Below are 22,607 nucleotides of genomic sequence, written 5' to 3'. Positions count from 1 at the left end.
CGATAGCGCGCGGACAAGACAGGCATACAGCATGGCTATGGAAGACGAGACAGACCAGGACGACATGGCAGCCGCGTGGGCCGCTGAAGCAGAAGCTGACCCCTCCAGCGACGGTGAGGATGGTGACGCAGATGCGATGGCAGCCGAGTGGGAAGCCAGCCTTTCTGATGATGAGGAAGAAGAAGCCGCGCCTGGTGTTTCGGGTGCCGGTGAACGTGTCCTCAATCAGGACGAAATCGACAGTCTGCTTGGCTTTGAGCTTGATGAAGAGGGTGGGGGAGATCGCACGGGTATCCGCGCGATCATCAACTCCGCGCTGGTGTCCTATGAACGCCTGCCGATGCTTGAAATCGTCTTTGACCGTCTCGTTCGGTTGATGACGACAAGCCTGCGCAACTTTACGTCTGACAATGTGGAAGTAAGCCTCGACAACATCACATCGATCCGGTTTGGCGACTATCTCAACTCCATTCCGCTGCCGGCCATCCTTGCGGTGTTCCGGGCGCGCGAATGGGACAATTTTGGTCTCTTCACGGTCGACTCCAATCTCATCTATTCAATCGTGGATGTGTTGCTGGGTGGGCGTCGCGGCACTGCTGCCATGCGTATTGAAGGTCGGCCCTACACGACGATTGAGCTCAATCTCGTCCAGCGCATGGTTGAAGTCGTGCTGCAGGATGCGTGCGCTGCCTTTGAACCTCTGTCGCCGGTTCAGTTCGAGCTGGACCGTCTTGAAACCAACCCGCGCTTTGCAGCGATTGCCCGTCCGGCCAATGCGGCCATTCTGGTGAAACTGCGCATCGACATGGAAGACCGTGGCGGACGCATCGAACTGATGCTGCCCTATGCCACCCTCGAGCCCATTCGCGAGCTGCTGCTGCAGATGTTCATGGGTGAAAAATTCGGCCGTGACTCCATCTGGGAAAGCCATTTGGCGACCGAGCTGTGGTCCACGGAAGTTGAACTTGATGCCCTGCTGGACGAACAGGTGATGTCACTTCGCGACGTCATGAATTTCGAAGTCGGGCAGACACTGATGCTCAACTGCACAGGCGAAAGTCCGGTGCATCTGCGCTCAGGCGGTATTCCCATCACCACAGGCAGCATGGGCCGTGTCGGCAACCATGTGGGCGTGCTGGTGGATAAGGCACTGAAACAGACGACACATCGCGCTGCCGCTCTTGGCCTGCGAGGGGAGGCGGGCGAATGAGTTCTTTTCTGGTTGGACTGTTGATTGAACTGGTTGTCGGCGGCTTGCTGGTGGCCACGATCGCCTACTGCTTCTTGCTGGATCGCCGCCTGCGCGCCTTGCGCGACGGGGAAGGCGACCTCAAGCAGGTTGTGGTGGCGCTTGATCGCGCCACGACCCGGGCGCAGGGCGCCATTACGGATTTGCGCGTGAGCTGTGACGGGCTCACACGGGACATGCAGCGTGACCTCAAAAAGGCACGTGGCCTGGCCGACGAGCTGGCTTTGATGGTGGAAGCAGGCGATCACATTGCGGATCGTCTTGGGGCGCTGTCAGGCACTGGCGGCCCTAAAACCGCTGAAGCGAATGATACGCCCAAAGCCAAATCGCCTGACGTTTCAAACGACACATACGCAGAACCGCCGGTTCAGGATGACCCGCTGGCCGAAACGGGGCTGGCTGCAGCCCTGCGCCAGGTTCGCTAGAGACATTTGGTATCAAGAAAGAGTTCAAGGATATGAGCACTCAGTCTACTGACCGTATGCGCCTTCTCCCCGCCGTCATGATTGGCGCGGCATTGCTGTTGACCCTCAAGGTGACAGCACTGGTGACAGGCTCATCGCCACTTGTGCCTGCCGTGGAGGCGGCATCCTCAGAACCTGAAGACGAAACCACCGAAGCTATTGAAGAGACGGTGGCGGAAGAAGATGAAAATGGCCGCCCAGCCGTAAATCTCGCTGCGCGCCCTGGTCCCGTAAGCCGCCAGAGCGATGATGTGCTTGAGGCCCTTGCGCAACGTCGCAAGGCGCTTGACGCACGGGAGAACGAAGTTGCCATGCGTGAAAAGCTGCTGGCAGCAGCAGAAACGCGCATCGACGACAAGATCGTTGAGCTCAAGGAACTCAAAGCCAAGATTGATGAAGTCTTCAAGACCGAAGAATCCAAGGGCGATGCCAAGTTCAAGAGCCTTGTGAAGGTCTATGAGAACATGAAGCCCAAGGACGCGGCAGCTGTGTTTGAACAGCTGGACATGACGGTTCTGCTGGAGCTTCTGGATCGCATGAACGAGCGCAAACTGGCCGCCATTCTGGCCGCAATGGATCCCGCACGGGCCCAGGCTGTGACGGTTGAACTGGCGACGGAAAACGAAGATCGCCTGTCAGCGGTGCCGATGCCGTCAGCACCTGCACCCCTGGGGCTGGAAGAGCTGGAACCCATCCTGCCGGGAAATGCCGGGTAAGTGGCTGATTTTGGCCGCATAACCCCTCCGGGTCGATAATCCTTAACGGCTGTTTAACTGCTTCAGAGCTAGATTTTGCCCTCATGAGAGGGACGGCAGACGCGCGTGCGATTCGCGGGTGATTTGTTGGTCCTCGGCCGGGTTGCTCCGGCATGTGGTGGGCAGGAGGCTCTCCGGTGACGACAGGTGCGCAGGCACATATCGAGGGAACAGCGCATTCCGCCGCGGCACGTCCGCAGGCGGCGACGTTGTATCTCGCGCTGTTTCTGGCGCTTCTGGCCTTTTTCCTGTTCCTGACCTCCATCTCAACCTTTGATCCCGCGCGCGCTGTTTCGGTTATTGATTCAGTCGAAGCGCAGTTTGCAGAGTCGGTGACAGCCCAGGCCGGGCCGGAGCGGATAACGCCTCATTTTGCCGGACCAGCCGGTCAACGCATTGTGGCGGACGCTGCTTTCACCAGCCGCGTTGCCACAGCCTTTGAGGACCTTGCGGGTCGTCGTGAAAATTTGGCTGCGATTGATGGTGTTGCCTGGCACGGGGTGCGTCTTGATGCATCCGCACTCTTTGTGAACGATACAGCGGCGCTGAGTGCCACGGGACGTCAGGCTCTTGATGCTGCTGCATTTGCCATGGCGGTTCAGGATGCGGGCTCAGGCTCAGCCAACCGTCGTGTGGATATTGCCGTGGGTGATGAGAGTGCGGTGGCACTTCGCCGGGCCGTGGCGCTTGCGTCTGTTTTCACCGCGGTCAACGGACCTGAAGCTGTCAGCCTGCGAACGATTGATGCGGCCAACACCGTAGAGATGGTCTTTTACGCGGTTATTGGCGACGCAGCGCGGGGAGGGCGGTCATGAGTGATCTGGCTCTTGCTGCTGAAGCGCCGATCGAATTGGAAGCCGTGCCCGTCGTGGACGCGCCTGCTCCTGTGACATCCCTGCCGCGCCGGCGGGCAGTGCTGCCCTTCGTGGCAGCGCGATTTGATGGCGCGCCGCGGTGGCTGGTGATTTTTGCAGATCTAGTGGCGCTGCTGATTGCGTTCTTTGTCTTGATCCTGTCCATGTCAGCGTTTGAGCCTGATGCCATTGCGCGCCTTAATGGCGAACCGGCGGGTGCTGCCGGTGCGATGTCTGATCGGGCGCCCGAGCGTGGAACAGGTGTTGCGCTTGCGCCGACGGTTTCTGCTGAAGCAGGCGCGGGCGCCCGGTATCTGGGCAGTGTGCTGATGCAGCAGGTAAGTGCGGTTGCCGGGTCCAAACAGGGCCGCTTGGATGCGCGCGCCGGTGGCGTGGTGCTGGTTGTTCCCGCAGCGTTGATTGCCGGAGCACGTGAAGGATCAGACATCTACACGACGCTGCAGCGTATCTCTGCAGCCGCGCCGGGGCGCGTTACGGTCTTTGCCGCGTCGGCACTTGGTGACAGCCGCAGTCTCATGGAATCCGTTTCCGCCCTGCGCCTTGCGCCAACGGGTGTTGAGACAGGGTTTGCAGGCTGGCTCGCGCCGGGTGAAGTCGCCATTTCCATTCGTGATCCGCGTACCGGCAAATCAGCAGGAGGCGCATCATGACCGTTACACGCATTGTGATGGCCGGACTGCTTGCTGCGGCGCTCTCCGTGATGTCCATTCTGGCGGCATTGCCCGCGCATGCGGCGGACGCTGTGTCGGTGAAGGCGGAAGAGCTTCAGGGCTTTGCGCGGTTGCGGTTCCAGTGGCCGGACGCGGTCACGGTGGACGCACAGGAATCCAATGGTGTTGTCGTTCTGAAGTTCGGGCGCGCCTTCGAGGCGGCCCTCAACGACCTGCCAATCCAGCTTCCCAATTATGTGGCGCTTGCCCGACAGGATGCAGACGGATCAACCCTGCGTCTGGCGCTCAAGTTCCCGTTCCGGGTTGAGGCGCTGACGGCGGCCAATGAGGTTTATGTCAATCTCATTCCAGAAAATTCTCAGCGCGCTTTTCCCGGGCTTCCGCCTGAGGTGCTGCAGCGGGAACAGGCCGCCAGGGCTGCGGCTGAAAAAGCCGCTGCTGCCAAAAAGGCGCTTGCCCTTGTTGAGTTGCCGGATGTGCCGGTTCGTGTCGGCGTGCACAACTCCTACAGCCGCATCGTGTTCGATTGGCCTGATGACATTGACTACAAGGTCTCGCGCGATGGCTCGCGGCTGGATCTTGAGTTCAGCGCGCCGGGTCATCTGAAAATCGGACGCCTGCGCGTCGATCCGCCGCCCTTCGTGACGGATGCGGAAGCGGACACAGATTCCACCAATGCCAAGCTGCGCCTGACGATCTCGCCTGAAGCCGAGTTCCGCATGTTCCGCGAACCAACCGGCATTGTGCTTGATCTCACCGCCGCGTCAGAAGACGCTGGCGCCCTTGCCGCGCTTGAGCTGAACCAGGACCAGTTTGCAGGTGTGCTGCCAAGTGATGCAGCAGGTGCCAGCAGCCGCAACGCGGCGACGCCTGTTCCGGTCGAGCCCGCGCCATCTGCCACTACGCCTGCAGACGAAGATGCCTCAAAAGAGGCTGTGACGATGATTGATCCGCGTCGCATCGGGCGTCCTGACACGGCTCGCATTGTCAAAGACAGTGGCTATTCCGAGGAGCAGGTCACAGATGCAAGCACGCCATCCAATGCCGCTGCGACAGCTGATGCTGCCCAAGGTGCTGCCGAGGACGTTGCGCTGGACGGAACATCGGACAAGGTCAACGTTGCAGCTCCCAACACGGCAGGCGACAGCCTGTCTGTTGAGACACCGCGCATCGTAAAGCCCAGCGGTGAGAGCGTTGTGGCTTCAGGTGAAACCAATCCAGAAGTGGTTGACCCAGCAGCTATTGATGCGACGGTTGTTGAAGATGCCGTTCCGGTCGCCCCAAGCGACCCGGCGGGGAGTGTCAAAGCTCGTCGGCGCGGCGACACGGTGACGTTCTCATTCGCCGGTCTTGCTGATGCGCCTGCGGCAGTTTTCGAACGCGCCGGCCATGTGTGGGCGCTGTTTGAAACCGATATCGCCATCGAAAAGCCGCTACTGACCGAAGAACATCTGCGGTTTGTGGATGCTGCTGAAATTGTTGAGGCCGATGGCCTGCGTGGCGTGCGTCTGCGCCTTGCAAGTAATGCGCTGGTCACCGCCCAGCTTGAAGGCGAGACGTGGTCGGTCGCCATTGGCGAGACGGTGTTGCGCCCGCCCGGACCATTGGCCATTCGTCGGGGTGTACAGGCGGATGGTGGTGGCAAGCTGTTTGCCATTGCACCGGATGCGGCTGCAACGCGACGCATTACTGATCCACAGGTTGGCGACACGCTGGCGATCGTACCTTTGCCTGGCCCGGTCCGTGGCGTGGTCTCTCCGCGCGAAACGGTTGACCTTGAGGTTCTTGCCTCTGCACATGGTCTGATCTTCCGCCCGATTGCGGATGACGTTGTGATTTCGCTGAACAATGAGGGGCAGGTGGCTGCCTCGCGCCGTACGGGGCTTGTGCTGACGGCCAATCCGCGTCGTCCGGCCGCTGCTGAACTGAGCAGGCAGAACAACATCTTTGCGCCGGGCGTTGTCGGCTTCAGGCTCGCCAGCGGTGACCCGGATGATTTTCACTCCGGCCTTGCCACCCTTAATTCTGCCGTGGCTGGCGCAACCACGCCGAATGAGCGTAAGGCTGCGCGACTGGCATTGGTGCGGTTCTATCTTGGATATGAATACGGCACCGAAGCACTTGGGCTGATGCGGCTGATGGCAGAAGCGCAGAAGGACCAGACCTCTGATCCTGAATTCGTCATGCTGCGCGGTATCGCCAGCTACATGATCGGCCGGTATGACGATGCCATGGCAGATCTGTCTGCGGCGGCGCTCAAATATGATCCAAATGCTGCCGTATGGCGCACACTTGCGAATGTTCGTCTTGGTCGGTTTGCTGATGCGCGGTCCGACGTAACACGGGCGCGGACTGTTATTTCCGACTATGCCCCCAGCGTTCAGGCGCGCTTCCATCTGGCAGCGGCGAGTGTGTCGCTTGGGGTGAATGATATTGCCAATGTGGAAAGCGATCTGCGCAAGGTGCCCGACGATGGTCTGGATCACGCCCTGTTTGCAGAACGCACTCTTCTGGCGGGCCAGCTGGCGCAGGCCAATGGCAATCCGGAAGAGGCGCTATCCCGCTACGCTCAGGCTGTGGCACTGGACTATCGGCCCATTGCCGCACGCGCCACGCTGCTGCAGGCAGGGTTGCTGCGCGCGCTTGATGCAAATGGCGAGGTTGTAACGGTTGCTGCTGTGGAGCCAGCTGAGGGATCTGAAAATCAGGACGGTGCTGAAGGTGAAGCGGAGGCTGAGGCCGAAGCGACCGCCGTGGTTGCAAGTCTGGATGAAGCCATCAACACGCTTGACCGACTGCGCTTTACATGGCGCGGTGGCGACGTTGAGCTGGATGCGGTTGCCGAGCTTGCCAAGATTTATGAGCAGCAGGGTGACTATCGCAGCGCGCTGAGTGTGATGCGCACTGTTGCGACGCAGTTCCCCAGTGCTGAAAAGGGCCGCGAGATTGCAGACCAGATGGTCGCGATGTTCCGCCGCTTGTTCCTTGATGGCGAAGTGGACAGCCTCCAGCCGCTTGAAGCGCTGAGTCTGTTCTATGACTTCCGTGAACTGACGCCGGTTGGCCGCGACGGTGACCGGATGATCCGTGAACTGGCAGACCGGCTGGTTGCTGTTGACCTGCTCGATCAGGCTGCGGAAATGCTTGAGCACCAGGTTACCCATCGCCTCCGTGGTGTCGCGCGCGCACAGGTGGCAGGCCGGTTGGCTGCGGTGCATCTGTTGAACAGCGACCCCGGTGAAGCGCTATCGGCCCTGCGCAAGACACGTCAGGCTCAGCTGCCACAGCAGGTTGCTGATGAGCGGCTGCTGTTTGAAGCAAAGGCCCTGAGTGCGCTGGGGCGTCATGATCACGCGCTTGAACTGCTTGCGGACAACCGCTCCGATCCAGCGCGGGCGCTCACGGCGGACGTTTACTGGGAAGCAGGCATGTACGCTGAGTCCGGCCGCGCTCTTGAGGATCTGCTGGGTCTTGCCTGGACGCGGGACGAGCCGCTGACAAATGACGAGCAGTTTGATGTTCTGCGCTCTGCCATATCCTATGTGCTTGCGCGCGAAAGCGACGGCGTTGAGCGCATTCGTCAGAAGTATTTTGAGAAGATGGCACAAGGTCCGCAGGCTGCGGCCTTCTCTATTGTTGCAAGTTCCTCAGATGGACGCGGCATTGCCTTCCGCGATCTGGCCCGTGAGATTGCGCAGGTTGATACGCTGGACCGCTTCATGAAGGGCTATCGTGGTCGCTATGAAGCCGGGCAGGCCGGCGAAGGCGCGATCAACTAGCACGCGTCACCCGGCTCGCCGAGACTGCACTTCAAATCTTGCACCTGTGAGATACCCGGTGGACTACCGGCTCTCCAGCGACGTTCCGGGTTCCAGCATGCGGGGTGTTGGAATGAACGGTGTCGTCTCAAGCGCCTGAATTGCGTTGGCAATGCGGGTTCGGTCGCTGAGCAGTTGATTGAACTGCGCGTCACACCCTGAAATTGGGGCCGGGTATGCCGAGATTTCCCTGAGCACCTGTTCGCGGGCTACCTGGAGAGTTGAAAGAGCCTCTTCGACAACGCTCTCATACCGATCCGTCATGGTGAAGTCCCTTGCTGGTATCAGGATGTGCAGGAGCTATAGCACACGGGGTTTGCTGCCATGTGGGATGCCGCTATGCGTCGGGCATGGGGAAGTTTATGGCTAGGCGCCGAAACTTTGCACCAGCGACCCCGCCACCAGCCGCCAGCCATCTACCAACACGAAGAAGATGAGCTTGAAGGGCAGGGAGATCATGATCGGTGGTAGCATCATCATGCCCATGGACATGAGGACTGAGGCGACCACAAGGTCAATCACGATAAACGGGATGAAGAGCAGAAAGCCGATTTCAAAGGCGCGGCGCAGCTCGGAGATCATGAAGGCCGGGATCAGTACATGGATTGGTGTGGCCTGAGGTGTCTCAGGGACGGCTGTATCCGACAGATCAATAAAGAGCTTGAGGTCTTCCTCGCGGACCTGGCTGAGCATGAAGTCTTTGAAGGGTCCTGAAGACAGGTCCCAGGCTTCTTCGGTGCTGATTTCATCGGCCAGATAGGGTGCAACGCCGTCCCGGTAGCTGTCCTGCAGCACAGGCGCCATGACGAAGGCGGTCAGGAAGAGGGCAAGACTGATGAGAACCGAATTCGGCGGCGCCTGCTGAACACCCATCGCCGTCCGCAGCAAGGACAGCACAACGGCGATGCGCACGAAGCTCGTCACCATGATGAGAATGGAAGGTGCAAGGCTCAGGACTGCAACCAGCAGAACCAGCTGCACGATGCGTGACGTAAGCGCGCCTTCTTCAGGCAGCGCGAGGCTGATTTCCTGCGCGTGGGCCGGCAGCACCAGCATTGCTGTTGCGGTAAGGCCTGCGACCAGGGCTGGTGCCAGTTTTGTGAAACGGGAGGTCAGGGTCACCCGCGGTCTCCTGCAACTTTGCGAAGGGCGTCGTGACGGGCCGAAGTGGTTGGCTCGGCCGTTGATGAGGCGCGCCCGGTGCGCAGGGCCAGGGCGCGTTTCTCATTCATCAATTCAGCGACTTTGCGAAGGCGGGCGAAGATATCGTCATCTTCACTCGGCTTGCTTGATGTCGTGGGCGTTGTTTGCGTGGGCAGTGTTTCAGCGTGTGCTACCTCGACGGGAAGCTGCGCGGGGCGGTCAAACGATGTCTCGACAAGGGTTTCACTGTCGACGCCCAGGAGAACCAGGTGTTCGCGATCGTCCCGGCGGATGATGACCATGCGGCGCTTGGTGTCGAGGTTGAGGCTCTCGACAATCTCAAGACGCTTCTTGCTGGCGCGACCGCCTGTCGCTGTTCCCGGCGCCAGGCCAAAGCGTTTGGCGAGAAGGGCAACGCCGCCAATCAGCCCCACCACAAACATGAGGGCGAAGAAGAAGCGCATGTAATCGGCATATTCCATGTCGGCTCTCGCAGCTTTTCAATTCTGGCCTGCGGGCGGCGCGTTGGTGCGTGGCTCTCGCAGACGGGTGATCAACTAGGCAGGATTTTCCGCCCACGCGCTTAACAACCGATTAAGGCTAACGAGACCTTTCCACTTTTCTATGTGGCTACGGTGCCTTGCGGGAAAAAAAATGCCTGTGGATGGTTGGTTTAAGGCCTTCTTAATTCGCCCGGCAGATACTGCCTACTCACAACGAACCTAGGACGGGTTTTGCAGCGCAGACCAGCGCGCCTTCCACATCAGAAAAATATCTCGTGGAATTTCCGTCCGTCTGCTGAGCAGTTGCTCGGCCAAATACCTGGGGTTCGTTGCGTATGGCTTTCTCAGATATTCCTCTTTTCGGCATGCTGCGCGAGCGGATGCACTGGGTGCAGGCGCGTCAGGGTGTGCTGTCGCAGAACGTTGCCAATGCTCACACGCCTGGCTTTACCGCACAGGACATCAAGGAGCCTGACTTCAGAAATGTGCTCAAGAGCACGACGTCAGGCACACTTCACATGACATCGACGCGGGCGGGGCACATGTCCGGCTCCACGACGTCGACCAGCGCACGGGGTGATTTTTCAACCCGCAATGCGCCGGACAGCGAAACATCATCCAACGGCAATTCCGTGGTGCTTGAAGAGCAGATGATGAAGGTCGCTGAAAACCAGATGGATTATCAGACCGCCACCACGCTCTACAGCAAGGGTCTTGGCATGTTGCGCATGGCTGTAACGGGCCGCCCGTCATAGGCGCTGACGCTCAATAAAGGAGAAACGATTATGGATCTCATGAAATCAATGCTGATCGCCGCATCCGGCCTGAAGACGCAGGGCGGGCGCATGCGGGTGATCGCAGAAAACATGGCCAATGCAGGGTCCACGGCAAAGACGCCGGAGGGCGACCCCTATCGCCGGAAAATCCCGACCTTCACCACCGAGCTTGACCGTGCCAACGGCGTGGAGCGGGTGAAGATGGGCAAGATCGAACGCAGCAACAGTGCGTTTGGCGAGCGCTATGAGCCGGGCCACCCAGCAGCCAATGACAAGGGGTACGTGAAGACCTCCAACGTCAACACCATGATCGAGAGCATTGATATGGGCCAGGCCCAGCGCGGCTATGAAGCCAATCTCAATGTCATCAACACATCGCGCCGCATGCTGAATGCGACGATTGAACTGCTGCGCCGCTAACGCGCTGCCTGAACAGGAGCAAAGCTCATGAGTATTAATGTAGCCAATGCCGCCGGCGCCTATACAGACGCCATCAAACGCATGGCCCAGTCTTCCACTGGTGAGGCCGGTGGCCTTGCTGATGGCGGCAAGAACCCCGTTGCCTCTTTCGGTGATGTGCTGTCGCAGCAGATGAAGGGCATCGAGTCCACGTCTCGGGCCAGTGAAGCTGCCGCCACACAGGCAGCTGCGGGTCAGGGCAACCTTGTGGACCTCGTGACGCAGGTCGCGGAAGCCGAAGTCATGCTGCAGACAGCCGTTACTGTGCGCGACCGCGTGATCTCGGCGTATCAGGAAATCATGCGGATGCCGATCTAGTCGGTATTTGCAGGGGCAATCCAACAGGCAAACGCTCGGGACCTGATTTAGGGGCGTTTGGGGGAGTAGAAGACAATGCTGACAGGACCTGAGGTTCTGGATATCGGACGCGAAGGCATCTGGCTGCTGTTGCAGCTGGCCGGTCCGCTTATGCTTGTAGGTCTTGTTGTCGGTCTGGCGATTGCGCTGGTTCAGGCGCTGACGCAGGTGCAGGAAATGACCCTGGTGTTTGTGCCGAAGATCATTTCGATTTTTCTGGCGATGATTGTTGCCCTGCCATTCATGGCATCCGTGCTTGCCGCCTATATGAGCCGCATCAGCGGCCTGATCATTGGCGGCTAGGGTGCGTCAGCGCTGATGATTTTTTCTCTGCCCACTGACATTCTGCCCGAAACAGCATTGGTATATGTGCTGGCTTTTGCGCGCATCGGCACCGCCATGATGGTGTTGCCGGGGCTTGGTGAAATGAGCGTCAGTGCGCGCATCCGGCTGGTGATGGCGATCGCTGTGACAGCGGTACTTGCGCCGGTGATTGCGGAAACCTATCCAGCGATGCCGCTGGGCGTTGGCGCCATGGCGGCCAGCATGATTGGCGAAATCGGCATTGGTCTGTTCATCGGCTTGACCGCGCGCATGTTCATGAGTGCGCTGCAGGTTGCCGGGACTATCATTGCATTTCAGACGGGTCTTGCCTTTGCCATGAACATGGATCCGACCCAGGGCATTCAGGGTGCCATTGTCGGCACCTATCTCGCCGTTCTTGGCACGGCGATGATTTTTGTCACCGACCTGCATCATCTCATGCTCATTGGCCTGCGCGACAGCTACACGCTGTTTCCGCCTCTGGGTGCGTTTCCGACGGCTGATTTTCTGGCGGTAGCTGTGGATACCATGGCCAGTGCTTTCACGCTGGGCGTCAAACTCGCAGCCCCATTCATTGTGTTCTCGCTGGTTTTTTATTCGGGCATCGGCATCCTGTCGAAGCTGATCCCGCAGGTGCAGATTTTCTTCGTAGCGATGCCAGCCAACATTCTGATCGGCTTCATCATCATGTTCATGATGCTCAGCTCCATCATGCTCTACTTCCTGGAGCATTTTGAAGCGGTGCTGCTGCGTTTCATCATCTAGGACCGGGAGGCCGCACACGCGATGTCGGACCAACCCGACCAAAGTGAAAAAACCGAAGACGCCTCGTCGAAAAAACTCGAGGAGGCGCACAAGAAGGGTGACGTTGCCAAAAGCCAGGAGGTCAGTGCCTGGTTCGGCATGATCGGCATCGGCATCATTGTGGCTTTGTTTGTGGGGCCCATGGCGGCGCAGCTGGCGGCGCCCTTATCCACTTTCATTGTTGAGCCGCATGCCTATGACATGGATGGCGGCAATATCCTGCGCATCATCCAGCAGCTGGGGATTGCGGTGGTGGCTGCCCTTGGGCTGCCGATGCTGGTGCTTGTGGTGATGGCCATTGCGGGCAACCTGGTCCAGCACAAACCGGTTTTTTCGGCTGAGAACATGAAGCCGAAATTCTCCAAGATTTCTCCCCTGGCGGGCCTGAAGCGCATCTTCGGGCCGCAAGGCATGATGAACTTCTTCAAGGGTCTGGCGAAGCTTGTGATCGTCTCCCTTATCGCGTTCTGGGTCGTGTGGCCCGAGCGCGACATGCTGGGGATGCTGATGCGCGTGGACCTGGCCGTGGTGCCGGGGGTTCTTCAGGAAAAAGTGCTCAAGCTGATCGGTGGCGTCATCGCCATCATGACGGTGATTGCCGGCATCGACTTTGCGTTTCAAAAAGCGCAATGGGCCAAGAAGCAGAAGATGACCCAAAAAGAGGTCAAGGACGAGTTCAAGCAGATGGAAGGCGACCCCGCGGTCAAGGCCAAGCTGCGGCAGATCCGCCATGAGCGCGGCCGCAAGCGGATGATGGCGCAGGTGCCCGAGGCATCCGTGATTGTCACCAACCCGACCCACTATTCCGTTGCGCTCAAATATGAAGAGGGCATGGCAGCCCCCATCTGCGTGGCCAAGGGTGTGGATCGGATGGCCTTCAAGATCCGGGAAATCGCCAAGGAAAATGACATTCCGCTGGTGGAAAATGTGCCCCTGGCCCGGGCGCTTCATGCCACCGTTGAGGTGGATGACGAAGTGCCGCCAGAGCACTACAAAGCCGTGGCGCAAGTCATTGGCTATGTGATGCGCCTCAAGGGTAAAATGCGCCGAGGCTCGGCGCGCACCTGATTCCTTTTTAGATGCGCCGCCAAATGGCCTCATGCGTCGGGTAGATACTCTGCCCCCGGGGGAAATCCCGGACAAAGCGCATTTGATGGAGGCCTCAAATGGCAAGCCCGGCAGACCCCGCCGTTTCACCTTCTGACGACGCAGAGACTGCAGCACCCGCTCCGGCGCAGGCCGAAACTGTGCCTGCCTCCCCGCCGCCATTGTCTCTCGTGGAAGAGACAGGGGCAGCGGCTGTGTTTGAGCCGGCACCGGAAGACCTTGATCAGGCGCCCAAACCAGCAGGCCGCTGGCTTGGGCTGCTGCTGAGTTGTGTTGGTCTGATTGCGGTGGGTTTCGCGCTGCTTGATCCCGGCTCCATGGGACAGATTGCGTTTTACATTCTCGGTGGCTTCGGTGCGCTTGGGCTGCTGGTGGTGGCGGGCATTTTTGCTGGCCTTGTGCGGCTTGATCTGCGCGGGCGGATGCTGGGCGAGCGGCTGGCAGCGGGCCTGGCTGAAACATCTGATCTTGCGCAGGCGGTCACCAATGATCGCGGACGCATGGTCTATGCCAACAAGGCCTTCATGGCGCTGGCGGGTGGCCGCAAGCTGCGCAGTGCGGAAACCGTGCTGGCCGGGGCGGGCGACCATGATGAGGCAAGCGACGAGGGCGAGACTGCTGGCGCGCGGGCCTTCCGGCTGGCGCGGGCGGCCCGGTCCGGCAGCGATGCCAGCGAAGAAATTTCTCTCAAGACCGCTGAAGGGGATACGCGGGCAGTGGTCGCCAGTGTGTCGCCGCTGCCAGCGGAACTGGCGCCGGGCAGTGTGGGGCAGACCTATGCCCTGTGGCGCGTGGCGGACCAAACCGCCTCCCAGGAGCGGCTTGAAGCAAGCGAGCGTGAATCCCTGCGCCTTGGCGCCTATCTCAACGGGCTTGTGTCCGGCGTCTGTGCACTCGATGAGCAGGGACGGGTTCTGTATCTCAACGACACGCTGGCCGGCTGGGTCGGCATTGATGCGGCAACGTTCACGGCCGGTGCGCTTGAATTTGACAGCCTGCTGGCGGGCACACGGGTCCCGCTTGGCAAGAACGCCGATGAGAACGGCATCAAGGTGTCCGATGCGGACCTCAAGCCGCGCGGAGAAGCCGCCTCGGGCGCGGGCGTCGTGCCTGTGCGGATTGTCCAGCGCGACGGAGACATGCCCGACGGGCGCAAAGTCACGTTCCTGGTGCTGCACGACCGCCGCACGGATGCGGGCGGTGATCTGCTGGATGCGGCCGAAGTGCGGTTTGCGCATTTCTTCAACAATGCGCCCATTGGCATGGCGACGGTGAATGGCGAGGGGCAGGTTGTCTCCGTCAACCGCACCTTCCGCGACATTGTCGGCGACGCCGTCCCTGAAGGGTCGCTGACCGGGGACAAGAAGAAGACGGTCTTGTTGTCTGATCTTGTGGCCCATGAGGACCGCGCAGCGTTCGACACGGCCATTCTGGATGCCGCCAAGGGCGAGCCGGACAAGGGGCCTGTGGACGTGCGGCTGCTGCCGCCAACGGGTATCGAGACCCCTGAGAACGACAACGGTGAAAACGACAAGGTGCTGCAGGCCTATATCAGCCGGGCGGGCTCTGCTGCGGATGACGACGGCAAGGACAGCGATGCCCGCGTCATGATCTATTTCGTGGACCTGACCGAGCAGAAGACACTGGAAGTGCAGTTTGCCCAGAGCCAGAAGATGCAGGCGGTGGGTCAGCTTGCGGGCGGCGTGGCGCACGACTTCAACAATCTGCTGACGGCCATCATTGGCTTTTGTGACCTGCTGCTGGTGCGTCACCAGCCGGGCGATCCTTCGTTTGCGGATGTCATGCAGATCAAGCAGAACGCCAACCGTGCGGCCAATCTTGTGCGGCAGTTGCTGGCCTTCTCCCGGCAGCAGACGCTTCGTCCCACGGTGCTGATGCCGACGGACGCGCTGGCGGACTTGTCCAACCTGCTGCGGCGGCTGCTGGGCGAAACGGTTGACCTCAAGATGGTGCATGGGCGTGACCTGTGGACCATCAAGGCGGACCAGAACCAGTTCGAGCAGGTGATCATCAACCTGGCCGTCAATGCGCGTGACGCCATGCTGGAGCCGGATGCGGAAGGCAATATTGGTGGCTCGCTCACCATCCGCACGGCGAATGTCACCAAGGAAGACGCTGCTGCGCTGGATCACGCCATCATGCCGGCGGCGGAATACGTGCTGGTTGAAGTGAGCGACACGGGCTGCGGTATCGCCAAGGAAAATCTCGGCAAGATCTTCGAGCCGTTCTTCTCCACCAAGGAAGTGGGCAAGGGGACGGGGCTGGGCCTGTCGACGGTTTACGGCATCGTCAAGCAGACCGGCGGCTACATCTTCCCGTTCTCGACCGTGGGCACTGGTACCAGTTTCCGTATCTACATTCCGCGTCACATTGAGACCGAGAAGCCGAAGGAAGCTGTCGTTGAAGCCGCGAAGAAGCCTGCCGACCTGTCCGGCAAGGGAACGGTGCTGCTGGTGGAAGACGAAGACGCGGTGCGCAGCTTTGCCGTCCGCGCGCTGCAAACGCGTGGGTACACGGTGCTGGAAGCAGCATCCGGCGAGCACGCGCTGGAAGTGATGGAAGACTTTGACGGTGAGCTCGACGTGGTGGTGTCAGACGTGGTGATGCCCAACATGGACGGCCCGACCATGGTCAGCCATCTGGCCAAGGTGAAGCCCGGCCTCAAGATCATCTTCATCTCCGGCTACGCCGAAGAAGCCTTCAAGAAGAACCTCGACAAGGACGTGGAGTTCCAGTTCCTCCCCAAACCGTTCTCGCTCAAGCAGCTCGCAGCGAAGGTCAAAGAGGTGATTGAGGGGGAGTAGGGCGCAGCCGGTTTGTCAGAGTTGCCACCGACACCATCATCCACGTGCCCTCCAGCACCACGAACGGCATGTAGTCGATTAGCCATGAGGCATAGGCTGCGAGACCTGCACCTGCCGCGTTCATGGCCGGGTAGGTCAGGCTTTCGTGGCGCAGATGGCCTGTCAGGTTGAGGGCGAAGGCCAGTAGCAGCAGGGCGACGCCGGTGGAGCCGATCCAGTCGGCGGGAGCGAGGTCCGGCATGGCCCTCTAAGCCTCTGCGTCTGTCATCTTGTCGAGCCACCACTGGTTCATCTGCCAGATGCTTTTTTCAAGCGGTGACAGGCGGCCCTGTTTGGTGAGCGGGGCGTTGAGGCCGCGCCAGACCTGATCGTTGGCCTCGATGTCTTCATTGTGGATGATTGTCAGCATCTCGGCAGTGGCTTCGGCATGTGCGCCGTCCTTGTCTTCTTCGGCAAGGTGGCGGGGAAGGCAGAAATGGATTTTCAGCATCAGCCTGTCGTGCGACTCCGGGAGTATCTGGTACCAGGCGGTGCCGCTGCCCTGAATGCCCAGCAGGAAATGCGGGAAGATGACGTTGGCATAGAGATCACCGCCCAGTGAGCTGTCGGAGGCTTCCGCCGTGTCAGCTGCTTCGGGGGCTTCCTCGTTTGTGGGCATGTGCAGGATGGACCACGGGCCGCCTTCAAGTTCCGAGGCTACAGCGCCGTCATTGTCCGGCACGTTGCTGTCACTTGCCGGGAACACGGGACCAAAGGTCGTCGCGTGGGTGGCGATGTGGTGGTAGGCCTCCATGAAGTTTTCTACCAGCACCTTCCAGTTCCAGTTGCTGGGGAAATCCAGCGTCTTCACCACCACCAGATCATCCAGATTGAATTTGTCGAAGAACTTCGTGAAGCCCGCGACCTGTGGCGCAAACGGGTCTGCATCATCATCCAGATTGGCCATGATGAAGCCGTTCCAGATTTCCGTGCGGATCTGCGGCAGGCGGCAGCCTTTCTCCGTGGCGCTCATTTCATCAAAGCCATCAGCCCCCTCCATGAGTGGTGTACGGACGAGTTCGCCTGCCGTGTCATAGCTCCAGGCATGGTAGGGGCAGGTGAAGAGGTTGCGGTGACCCGCGCCATCTTCGGTCAGGGGGGCTGCGCGGTGGAGACACACGCGGGACATGGTGCGAATTTCGCCATCCTTACCGTGGACGACCATCACCGGCTGGCCGAACAGGTCGAGCGAGATGTAGTCGCCGGGCTTGGCCACCTGGTCCACCCGGGCCAGCGGCAGCCAGCTCTTGCGCATGATGAGGGCGACTTCACGTTCGTAGACCTCCGGGTCCGTATAGGCGGTGGGGGGCAGGGTGTAGGCCTGCGCCAGGGGCTGCCGCACGCGGGCGATTTCGTCAGCGGAGAGTTGGGGAAGCTTTGTTTGTTGAATAGTCATGGCTGAGGATCCTCGCTTTGTGTCCGGCCTGATGTAACACCGCCTTTTCCAGGGAGTCAATTAATATTGATCGGTTGATATAAAATAGACAAAGGCTGCGAACAGGCCTAAATAGGAAACATGAGTGAAACAGCCATTTCAGCGCCCAAGCGCCGTCCCGTTGGACGCCCCCGGGGGGACGGGAAACCGCATCTCACCCGCAATATGGTGTTGTCTGCGGCGGCCCGGTTGATGGCGATTCACGGATATGGCGGCACCAGTATCCGGATGATTGCCAAGGATCTCAAAGCGTCTCCGGCATCGCTGTTTCATCTGTTCGAGTCGAAAGCCGATTTGCTGAATGAGTTGATCGCGTTTGCTGCTGCCCCATCGCTGGCCTTCTACGCACGGATCAATGAGCTCGATGTCCCTCCGGACGTGGCGCTCTACAAAAGCGTATTTGAGGAAACCCGGATGGTGGCGTCGTTCGACCGGGAGCAGGCGGGGCTGTTCTATCTGCCGGAGTTGCGCCAGCCGGAGTTTGCGGTCGCGCAGCAGGTGCGGGCCGACATGGTGACGCATTTTCATTGGCTCATTATCGAAGGCTGCTCCTCAGGCCTGATGGCCACAGCGCATCCAGCCCTGGCTGCGGAGCAGGTGTTTCAGTTGACGGAAACCAGCATCATGGCCGGTGAAAATGTGGCAGGCCTGTCCCCAGACGAGCAGGCTGTGGCTGCCGCTGATCTGGCCCTGCACGGGCTTTTGGTGGACCCGGCACAGCTTGAGAATATCAGGCAGCAGGCAGCGCAAATTGTGGCTACTATCGACCGTCTGGCGGTGGAGTGATTCACCGGCGTGGCTGGAGTCGTTTTGGCTCTGCTGGTGAGAACATGCCGGGAACGAATGGTCCAAAACCGCAAGAAAATCAACGTTTTCTACTCATTGCACCAAAATGCTTGCGAGTGAGAACAAACTGTGTACATTAACCTCATGAGTCAGGGAAATGCGGGTGGCCGCACTCCCTTTCCCCCTGCCCACATCAGGTCAGAGGGGCGCTGACGTAAAGGGGTTCAAAATGGGCGAGAATGTAGTGAGTTTCAAAGACAAGAACGTGGACAAGTCGAAAGCGCTTGAAGCGGCCCTGGGCCAGATCGACCGCGCCTTTGGCAAGGGCTCCATCATGAAGCTTGGCAAGGATGGCCAGGTTGTTGAGATTGAGTCTGTGTCTACCGGCTCGCTCGGGCTGGATGTGGCGCTGGGCATTGGGGGCCTGCCGCGCGGACGCATCATCGAAATTTATGGTCCTGAATCCTCCGGTAAAACCACGCTGGCGCTGCACACGGTCGCCGAAGCGCAAAAGAGCGGTGGCATCTGTGCCTTTGTGGACGCGGAACACGCGCTGGACCCCTCCTATGCCCGCAAGCTGGGCGTCGATATTGACGAATTGCTGATTTCGCAGCCTGACGAAGGCGAGCAGGCGCTTGAGATTGCTGACACGCTGGTGCGCTCCGGTGCCATCGATGTGCTGGTGATCGACTCAGTGGCGGCATTGACCCCGCGCGCTGAGCTGGAAGGCGATATGGGCGACATGCAGCCGGGCATGCAGGCGCGCTTGATGTCCAAGGCCTTGCGCAAGCTCACGGGCTCGATCTCCAAATCCAACACCATGGTCATCTTCATCAACCAGATCCGGATGAAGATCGGCGTGATGTTCGGCAACCCCGAAACCACGACCGGCGGCAACGCGCTTAAGTTCTATGCCTCTGTCCGCCTTGATATCCGCCGCATCGGTGCCATCAAGGACCGGGACGAAGTGGTGGGCAACCAGACCCGTGTGAAGGTGGTGAAAAACAAGGTCGCGCCGCCGTTCCGGCAGGTTGAGTTCGACATCATGTATGGCCAGGGCATTTCCAAGACCGGCGAATTGCTGGATCTGGGCGTCAAGGCGGACATTGTCGAGAAGTCCGGCTCCTGGTTCTCTTACGATAGCCAGCGCATTGGTCAGGGGCGTGAGAACGCCAAGAATTTCCTCAAGGAAAACCCTGATATTGCCGATGATATCGAGCGGCGGATCCGGGCGGATGCGGCTGGTGTCGTGGAGCTTGCAGGCGAAGAAAACGAGGCGGATGAGGACGACGCGACAGAAGAAGCCGTCTAGGCAGCGTGTCCGCTGGCAGGCCATCCCGTCACTGACGGGGCCCTGCTGTGACTGATAGGCATATGGCTGGTGTCAGCCATGAAGGGCGCATGGTACTTCCATGCGCCCTTTGTCTGTATAAGGGCATATATAAGGGATGAGGGGCTCTCGCGAATCTGTGGGTGTCCTTCTGTCTCCCTCTCCGCAGCTAACGAGTAAGAGTGCAGGTTCAGGCTATGACGAGCGTCAATGAAGTCCGCCAGACGTTTATCGATTTTTTCGATGGCAAAGGGCACACCCCGGTGGCCTCGGCCCCGCTTGTGCCGCGCAATGATCCAACACTGCTGTTCAACAATGCGGGCATGGTCCCGTTCAAGAACGTCTTCACCGGTGCGGAGAAACGCGACTATGCGCGCGCGGTCTCATCGCAAAAATGCGTGCGTGCGGGCGGCAAGCACAATGATCTGGACAATGTGGGCTATACGGCCCGCCACCACACCTTCTTTGAGATGCTCGGCAACTTCTCCTTTGGGGACTATTTCAAGGAAGAAGCCATTGCCTATGCGTGGGAGCTGCTCACCAAGGACTATGGCCTGCCCAAGGACAAGCTGACCGTCACCGTCTATCACGAAGACGAAGAGGCGCCGGTCCTGTGGAAGAAGATCGCCGGGCTGACCGACGACCGCATCATCAAGATCGCCACGTCGGACAATTACTGGTCCATGGGCGACACCGGCCCGTGCGGCCCATGCTCTGAGATTTTCTTTGACCATGGCGACCATGTGCCTGGTGGCCCTCCCGGTTCACCGGATGAAGACGGCGACCGGTTCATTGAAATCTGGAATCTGGTCTTCATGCAGTTCGACCAGCAGACAGGCGGTGAAAAGATCGCGCTGCCCAAGCCGTCGATTGACACCGGTATGGGTCTGGAGCGGATCGCCGCCGTCCTACAGGGCAAGCACGACAATTACGACACGGACATGATGCGCGCGCTGATTGAAGCGTCTGCTGATGCGTCCAGCGTTGCCGCTGATGGAGACCATGCGGTGAGCCACCGCGTCATCGCAGACCATCTTCGTGCCACGAGCTTCCTGATTGCGGACGGGGTGTTGCCGTCCAATGAAGGCCGCGGCTATGTGCTGCGCCGAATCATGCGCCGGGCAATGCGCCATGCGCACATCATCGGCGCGAAAGACCCACTCATGCACCGGCTGGTGCCTGCGCTTGTCACCCAGATGGGCCAGGCCTATCCGGAGCTGCAGCGGGCACAGGCGCTGGTGACGGAAACCCTCAAGCTGGAAGAAGAGCGCTTCCGCGTCACGCTTGATCGCGGCCTCAAGCTGCTGGATGACGAAGTGGCCCAGCTTGGCGACGCAAAGACGCTCGCCGGCGAGGCGGCCTTCAAGCTCTATGACACTTATGGCTTTCCCCTCGATCTGACCCAGGACGCCCTGCGCACCAAGGGCATTGAGGTGGATACGGATGGATTTGACGCCGCCATGGCGCGTCAGAAGGCGGAAGCCCGTGCCGCGTGGTCCGGCTCCGGTGATGCTGCGACAGAAGTCATCTGGCTGGAATTGCGTGACGAGCACGGCGCGACCGAATTTCTTGGCTACGACACGGAAGTGGCGGAGGGCCAGATTGTTGCGCTGCTCAAAGACGGTGAGCTGGTTGATACGCTGGCCGCAGGAGACGAGGGTTCCGTCATCGTCAACCAGACACCGTTCTATGCGGAGTCCGGTGGCCAGATGGGCGACACCGGCATCATGATTGGTGCCGAGGGAGTTGAGTTCTGCGTGACGGATACCGCCAAGCGGGGCGGAGACCTGCATGTGCATGTGGGCAAGGTTGCCAAGGGTGGCCTGACTACCGGCGGGATCGTTGAGCTTCGGGTTGATGGTGAGCGCCGCTCACGGCTGCGGGCCAATCACTCTGCAACCCATCTGTTGCACGAGGCACTGCGCCGCGTGCTTGGCGACCATGTGACCCAGAAGGGCTCCATGGTGTCGCAGGACCGGCTGCGCTTCGATATTTCACACCCGCGTGCCATTACGGCGGAAGAACTCGCTGAGGTCGAAGTCATCGTCAATTCTGTGGTGCGCGACAACAGCGATGTCACAACGCGGTTGATGACACCAGACGAAGCCATTGAGGCCGGCGCGCTTGCGCTGTTCGGCGAAAAATATGGCGATGAAGTCCGTGTGCTGAGCATGGGACATTCCGGACCGCAGGACCGGGCAGGCTTTTTCTCGACAGAGCTTTGCGGCGGAACCCATGTGCGCCGTCTGGGCGATATTGCGTTGATCAAAATATTGTCTGAGAGCGCTGTCTCCTCAGGGGTGCGCCGCATTGAAGCGCTCACCGGCGAAACAGCGCGCCAGTACATGGCATCTCAGGAAGCCAAGGCGAAGGCTGCGGCGGATGCCCTCAAGACCAGCATCGATGACTTGCCTGGCCGCGTGGCGCAGCTGGTGGAAGAGCGCAAGAAGCTGGAGCGTGAGCTTTCTGAAGCCCGCAAGCAGGCAGCCCTTGCCAGTGCTGGCGGCGGAGGCGGCGCTGCGGCTCCTGCCGTTCAGGAAATAGCTGGCATCAAGGTCATGGCGCGCCGTCTGGATGGCGTTCCAGCCAAGGAATTGCGCGGCCTTGTTGATGACGGCAAGAAAGAGATTGGCTCCGGTGTCGTTGCTGTGGTGGCGATTGCGGATGGCAAGGCAGCTGTTGCTGTTGGCGTGACGGATGATCTCACCAGCAAGCTCAGTGCGGTGGATCTGGTGCGTGCCGGGTCGGCCGCCCTTGGGGGCAAGGGCGGCGGTGGACGTCCTGACATGGCGCAGGCCGGTGGCCCCGACGTGGACAAGGCAGACGAAGCGCTGGCCGCCATCACGTCGCAGGTGGCTGAACCTGCAAGCGCTGCGTGAGGTGATGC

The 22,607-nt window shown here is 60.0% G+C and carries 21 protein-coding genes; 16 read left to right on the top strand and 5 right to left on the bottom strand.

The genetic code is table 11. The features are described 5' to 3' along the window. Window positions 1-31: 31 nt before the first annotated feature. From fliM to BN1012_RS09565, 6 genes are all read left to right on the top strand, one after another. A complete protein-coding gene (fliM, locus tag BN1012_RS09590; RefSeq protein ID WP_197538293.1) occupies window positions 32-1,210 on the top strand; it encodes a flagellar motor switch protein FliM in 1,179 nt (392 codons plus the stop codon). Further along, entirely contained in the window at window positions 1,207-1,674 is a 468-nt protein-coding gene (locus BN1012_RS09585; protein ID WP_052535017.1) for a DUF6468 domain-containing protein, read from the top strand. The genes fliM and BN1012_RS09585 overlap by 4 nt, the downstream gene beginning before the upstream one ends. Window positions 1,675-1,706: 32 nt before the next feature. Further along, window positions 1,707-2,429: a MotE family protein gene (locus BN1012_RS09580; protein ID WP_122381359.1), complete on the top strand. Its 723-nt coding sequence runs from the start codon at window positions 1,707-1,709 to the stop codon at window positions 2,427-2,429. Window positions 2,430-2,605: 176 nt separating this feature from the next. Then, complete coding sequence (locus BN1012_RS09575; protein WP_145973446.1) at window positions 2,606-3,283, top strand: hypothetical protein; 678 nt, start codon at window positions 2,606-2,608, stop codon at window positions 3,281-3,283. Continuing rightward, the gene (locus tag BN1012_RS09570) at window positions 3,280-3,993 is read left to right on the top strand and encodes a flagellar motor protein MotB (protein ID WP_043949439.1); all 714 of its coding nucleotides are present in this window, start codon (window positions 3,280-3,282) and stop codon (window positions 3,991-3,993) included. Before BN1012_RS09575 ends, BN1012_RS09570 begins: the two co-directional genes overlap by 4 nt. Then, entirely contained in the window at window positions 3,990-7,793 is a 3,804-nt protein-coding gene (locus tag BN1012_RS09565; protein ID WP_043949438.1) for a tetratricopeptide repeat protein, read from the top strand. Before BN1012_RS09570 ends, BN1012_RS09565 begins: the two co-directional genes overlap by 4 nt. A gap of 63 nt (window positions 7,794-7,856) precedes the next feature. Here BN1012_RS09565 and BN1012_RS09560 read toward each other — a convergent pair whose 3' ends face one another. The 3 genes from BN1012_RS09560 to BN1012_RS16900 form a co-directional block, all read right to left on the bottom strand. Then, window positions 7,857-8,096, bottom strand: a complete 240-nt coding sequence (locus BN1012_RS09560; protein WP_043949437.1) for a hypothetical protein — start codon at window positions 8,094-8,096, stop codon at window positions 7,857-7,859. A gap of 102 nt (window positions 8,097-8,198) precedes the next feature. Then, a complete protein-coding gene (gene fliP, locus BN1012_RS09555) occupies window positions 8,199-8,948 on the bottom strand; it encodes a flagellar type III secretion system pore protein FliP (RefSeq protein WP_043950891.1) in 750 nt (249 codons plus the stop codon). A gap of 2 nt (window positions 8,949-8,950) precedes the next feature. After that, window positions 8,951-9,457, bottom strand: coding sequence for a FliO/MopB family protein (locus tag BN1012_RS16900; RefSeq protein WP_052535014.1), 507 nt, complete (start codon window positions 9,455-9,457; stop codon window positions 8,951-8,953). A gap of 356 nt (window positions 9,458-9,813) precedes the next feature. Between BN1012_RS16900 and flgB the strand changes: the two genes are divergently transcribed. The 7 genes from flgB to BN1012_RS09515 all read left to right on the top strand — a co-directional run bounded on the left by flgB (window position 9,814) and on the right by BN1012_RS09515 (window position 16,130). Further along, entirely contained in the window at window positions 9,814-10,233 is a 420-nt protein-coding gene (gene flgB, locus BN1012_RS09545) for a flagellar basal body rod protein FlgB (protein ID WP_043949436.1), read from the top strand. Window positions 10,234-10,263: 30 nt separating this feature from the next. After that, window positions 10,264-10,674 (top strand): flagellar basal body rod protein FlgC, encoded by a 411-nt coding sequence (gene flgC, locus BN1012_RS09540; protein ID WP_171815941.1) that lies wholly within the window; start codon window positions 10,264-10,266, stop codon window positions 10,672-10,674. A 27-nt stretch (window positions 10,675-10,701) separates the two neighbouring features. Continuing rightward, window positions 10,702-11,031 carry a flagellar hook-basal body complex protein FliE gene (fliE, locus tag BN1012_RS09535; RefSeq protein WP_052535011.1) on the top strand — a complete coding sequence of 110 codons (330 nt, stop codon included), beginning with the start codon at window positions 10,702-10,704 and terminating at the stop codon, window positions 11,029-11,031. 78 nt (window positions 11,032-11,109) lie between these two features. Next, complete coding sequence (gene fliQ, locus BN1012_RS09530) at window positions 11,110-11,373, top strand: flagellar biosynthesis protein FliQ (RefSeq protein WP_043950888.1); 264 nt, start codon at window positions 11,110-11,112, stop codon at window positions 11,371-11,373. Between the two features lie 15 nt (window positions 11,374-11,388). Next, window positions 11,389-12,159 (top strand): flagellar biosynthetic protein FliR, encoded by a 771-nt coding sequence (gene fliR / locus BN1012_RS09525; RefSeq protein WP_043949434.1) that lies wholly within the window; start codon window positions 11,389-11,391, stop codon window positions 12,157-12,159. Window positions 12,160-12,180: 21 nt separating this feature from the next. Continuing rightward, a complete protein-coding gene (flhB, locus tag BN1012_RS09520; protein WP_043949433.1) occupies window positions 12,181-13,266 on the top strand; it encodes a flagellar biosynthesis protein FlhB in 1,086 nt (361 codons plus the stop codon). 98 nt (window positions 13,267-13,364) lie between these two features. Then, window positions 13,365-16,130, top strand: coding sequence for a hybrid sensor histidine kinase/response regulator (locus tag BN1012_RS09515; protein ID WP_081826310.1), 2,766 nt, complete (start codon window positions 13,365-13,367; stop codon window positions 16,128-16,130). Here the strand turns inward: BN1012_RS09515 and BN1012_RS09510 are convergent. Further along, window positions 16,105-16,371 (bottom strand): CBU_0592 family membrane protein, encoded by a 267-nt coding sequence (locus BN1012_RS09510; protein ID WP_043949432.1) that lies wholly within the window; start codon window positions 16,369-16,371, stop codon window positions 16,105-16,107. The genes BN1012_RS09515 and BN1012_RS09510 overlap by 26 nt on opposite strands. A 6-nt stretch (window positions 16,372-16,377) precedes the next feature. Then, window positions 16,378-17,565, bottom strand: a complete 1,188-nt coding sequence (locus BN1012_RS16895; RefSeq protein WP_052535008.1) for an aromatic ring-hydroxylating oxygenase subunit alpha — start codon at window positions 17,563-17,565, stop codon at window positions 16,378-16,380. Window positions 17,566-17,685: 120 nt separating this feature from the next. On the opposite strand from BN1012_RS16895, the gene BN1012_RS16890 reads away from it, so the two are divergent. The 3 genes from BN1012_RS16890 to alaS all read left to right on the top strand — a co-directional run bounded on the left by BN1012_RS16890 (window position 17,686) and on the right by alaS (window position 22,599). Then, window positions 17,686-18,390 (top strand): TetR/AcrR family transcriptional regulator, encoded by a 705-nt coding sequence (locus tag BN1012_RS16890; protein ID WP_081826309.1) that lies wholly within the window; start codon window positions 17,686-17,688, stop codon window positions 18,388-18,390. Window positions 18,391-18,619: 229 nt separating this feature from the next. Then, window positions 18,620-19,702 carry a recombinase RecA gene (gene recA / locus BN1012_RS09495; RefSeq protein ID WP_043949431.1) on the top strand — a complete coding sequence of 361 codons (1,083 nt, stop codon included), beginning with the start codon at window positions 18,620-18,622 and terminating at the stop codon, window positions 19,700-19,702. Window positions 19,703-19,917: 215 nt separating this feature from the next. Further along, window positions 19,918-22,599, top strand: coding sequence for an alanine--tRNA ligase (gene alaS / locus BN1012_RS09490; RefSeq protein WP_043949430.1), 2,682 nt, complete (start codon window positions 19,918-19,920; stop codon window positions 22,597-22,599). The last annotated feature ends 8 nt before the right edge of the window (window positions 22,600-22,607 follow it).

Source organism: Candidatus Phaeomarinobacter ectocarpi (genome assembly GCF_000689395.1).
In the GTDB taxonomy this organism is placed as follows: Bacteria; Pseudomonadota; Alphaproteobacteria; order CGMCC-115125; family CGMCC-115125; genus Pyruvatibacter; species Pyruvatibacter ectocarpi.
This window is presented reverse-complemented; position numbering and strand designations above follow the sequence as displayed.

Bases quoted from the DNA above. Each gene is read 5' to 3' on its own strand.
- BN1012_RS09580 (WP_122381359.1), top strand. From the start codon at position 1,707: ATGAGCACTCAGTCTACTGACCGTATGCGCCTTCTCCCCGCCGTCATG.
- BN1012_RS09560 (WP_043949437.1), bottom strand. From the start codon at position 8,096: ATGACGGATCGGTATGAGAGCGTTGTCGAAGAGGCTCTTTCAACTCTC.
- BN1012_RS16895 (WP_052535008.1), bottom strand. From the start codon at position 17,565: ATGACTATTCAACAAACAAAGCTTCCCCAACTCTCCGCTGACGAAATC.
- BN1012_RS09585 (WP_052535017.1), top strand. From the start codon at position 1,207: ATGAGTTCTTTTCTGGTTGGACTGTTGATTGAACTGGTTGTCGGCGGC.
- BN1012_RS16900 (WP_052535014.1), bottom strand. From the start codon at position 9,457: ATGGAATATGCCGATTACATGCGCTTCTTCTTCGCCCTCATGTTTGTG.
- fliR (WP_043949434.1), top strand. From the start codon at position 11,389: ATGATTTTTTCTCTGCCCACTGACATTCTGCCCGAAACAGCATTGGTA.
- flgB (WP_043949436.1), top strand. From the start codon at position 9,814: ATGGCTTTCTCAGATATTCCTCTTTTCGGCATGCTGCGCGAGCGGATG.
- BN1012_RS09515 (WP_081826310.1), top strand. From the start codon at position 13,365: ATGGCAAGCCCGGCAGACCCCGCCGTTTCACCTTCTGACGACGCAGAG.
- fliM (WP_197538293.1), top strand. From the start codon at position 32: ATGGCTATGGAAGACGAGACAGACCAGGACGACATGGCAGCCGCGTGG.
- BN1012_RS16890 (WP_081826309.1), top strand. From the start codon at position 17,686: ATGAGTGAAACAGCCATTTCAGCGCCCAAGCGCCGTCCCGTTGGACGC.
- BN1012_RS09510 (WP_043949432.1), bottom strand. From the start codon at position 16,371: ATGCCGGACCTCGCTCCCGCCGACTGGATCGGCTCCACCGGCGTCGCC.
- flgC (WP_171815941.1), top strand. From the start codon at position 10,264: ATGGATCTCATGAAATCAATGCTGATCGCCGCATCCGGCCTGAAGACG.
- BN1012_RS09570 (WP_043949439.1), top strand. From the start codon at position 3,280: ATGAGTGATCTGGCTCTTGCTGCTGAAGCGCCGATCGAATTGGAAGCC.
- alaS (WP_043949430.1), top strand. From the start codon at position 19,918: ATGACGAGCGTCAATGAAGTCCGCCAGACGTTTATCGATTTTTTCGAT.
- fliE (WP_052535011.1), top strand. From the start codon at position 10,702: ATGAGTATTAATGTAGCCAATGCCGCCGGCGCCTATACAGACGCCATC.
- recA (WP_043949431.1), top strand. From the start codon at position 18,620: ATGGGCGAGAATGTAGTGAGTTTCAAAGACAAGAACGTGGACAAGTCG.
- flhB (WP_043949433.1), top strand. From the start codon at position 12,181: ATGTCGGACCAACCCGACCAAAGTGAAAAAACCGAAGACGCCTCGTCG.
- BN1012_RS09565 (WP_043949438.1), top strand. From the start codon at position 3,990: ATGACCGTTACACGCATTGTGATGGCCGGACTGCTTGCTGCGGCGCTC.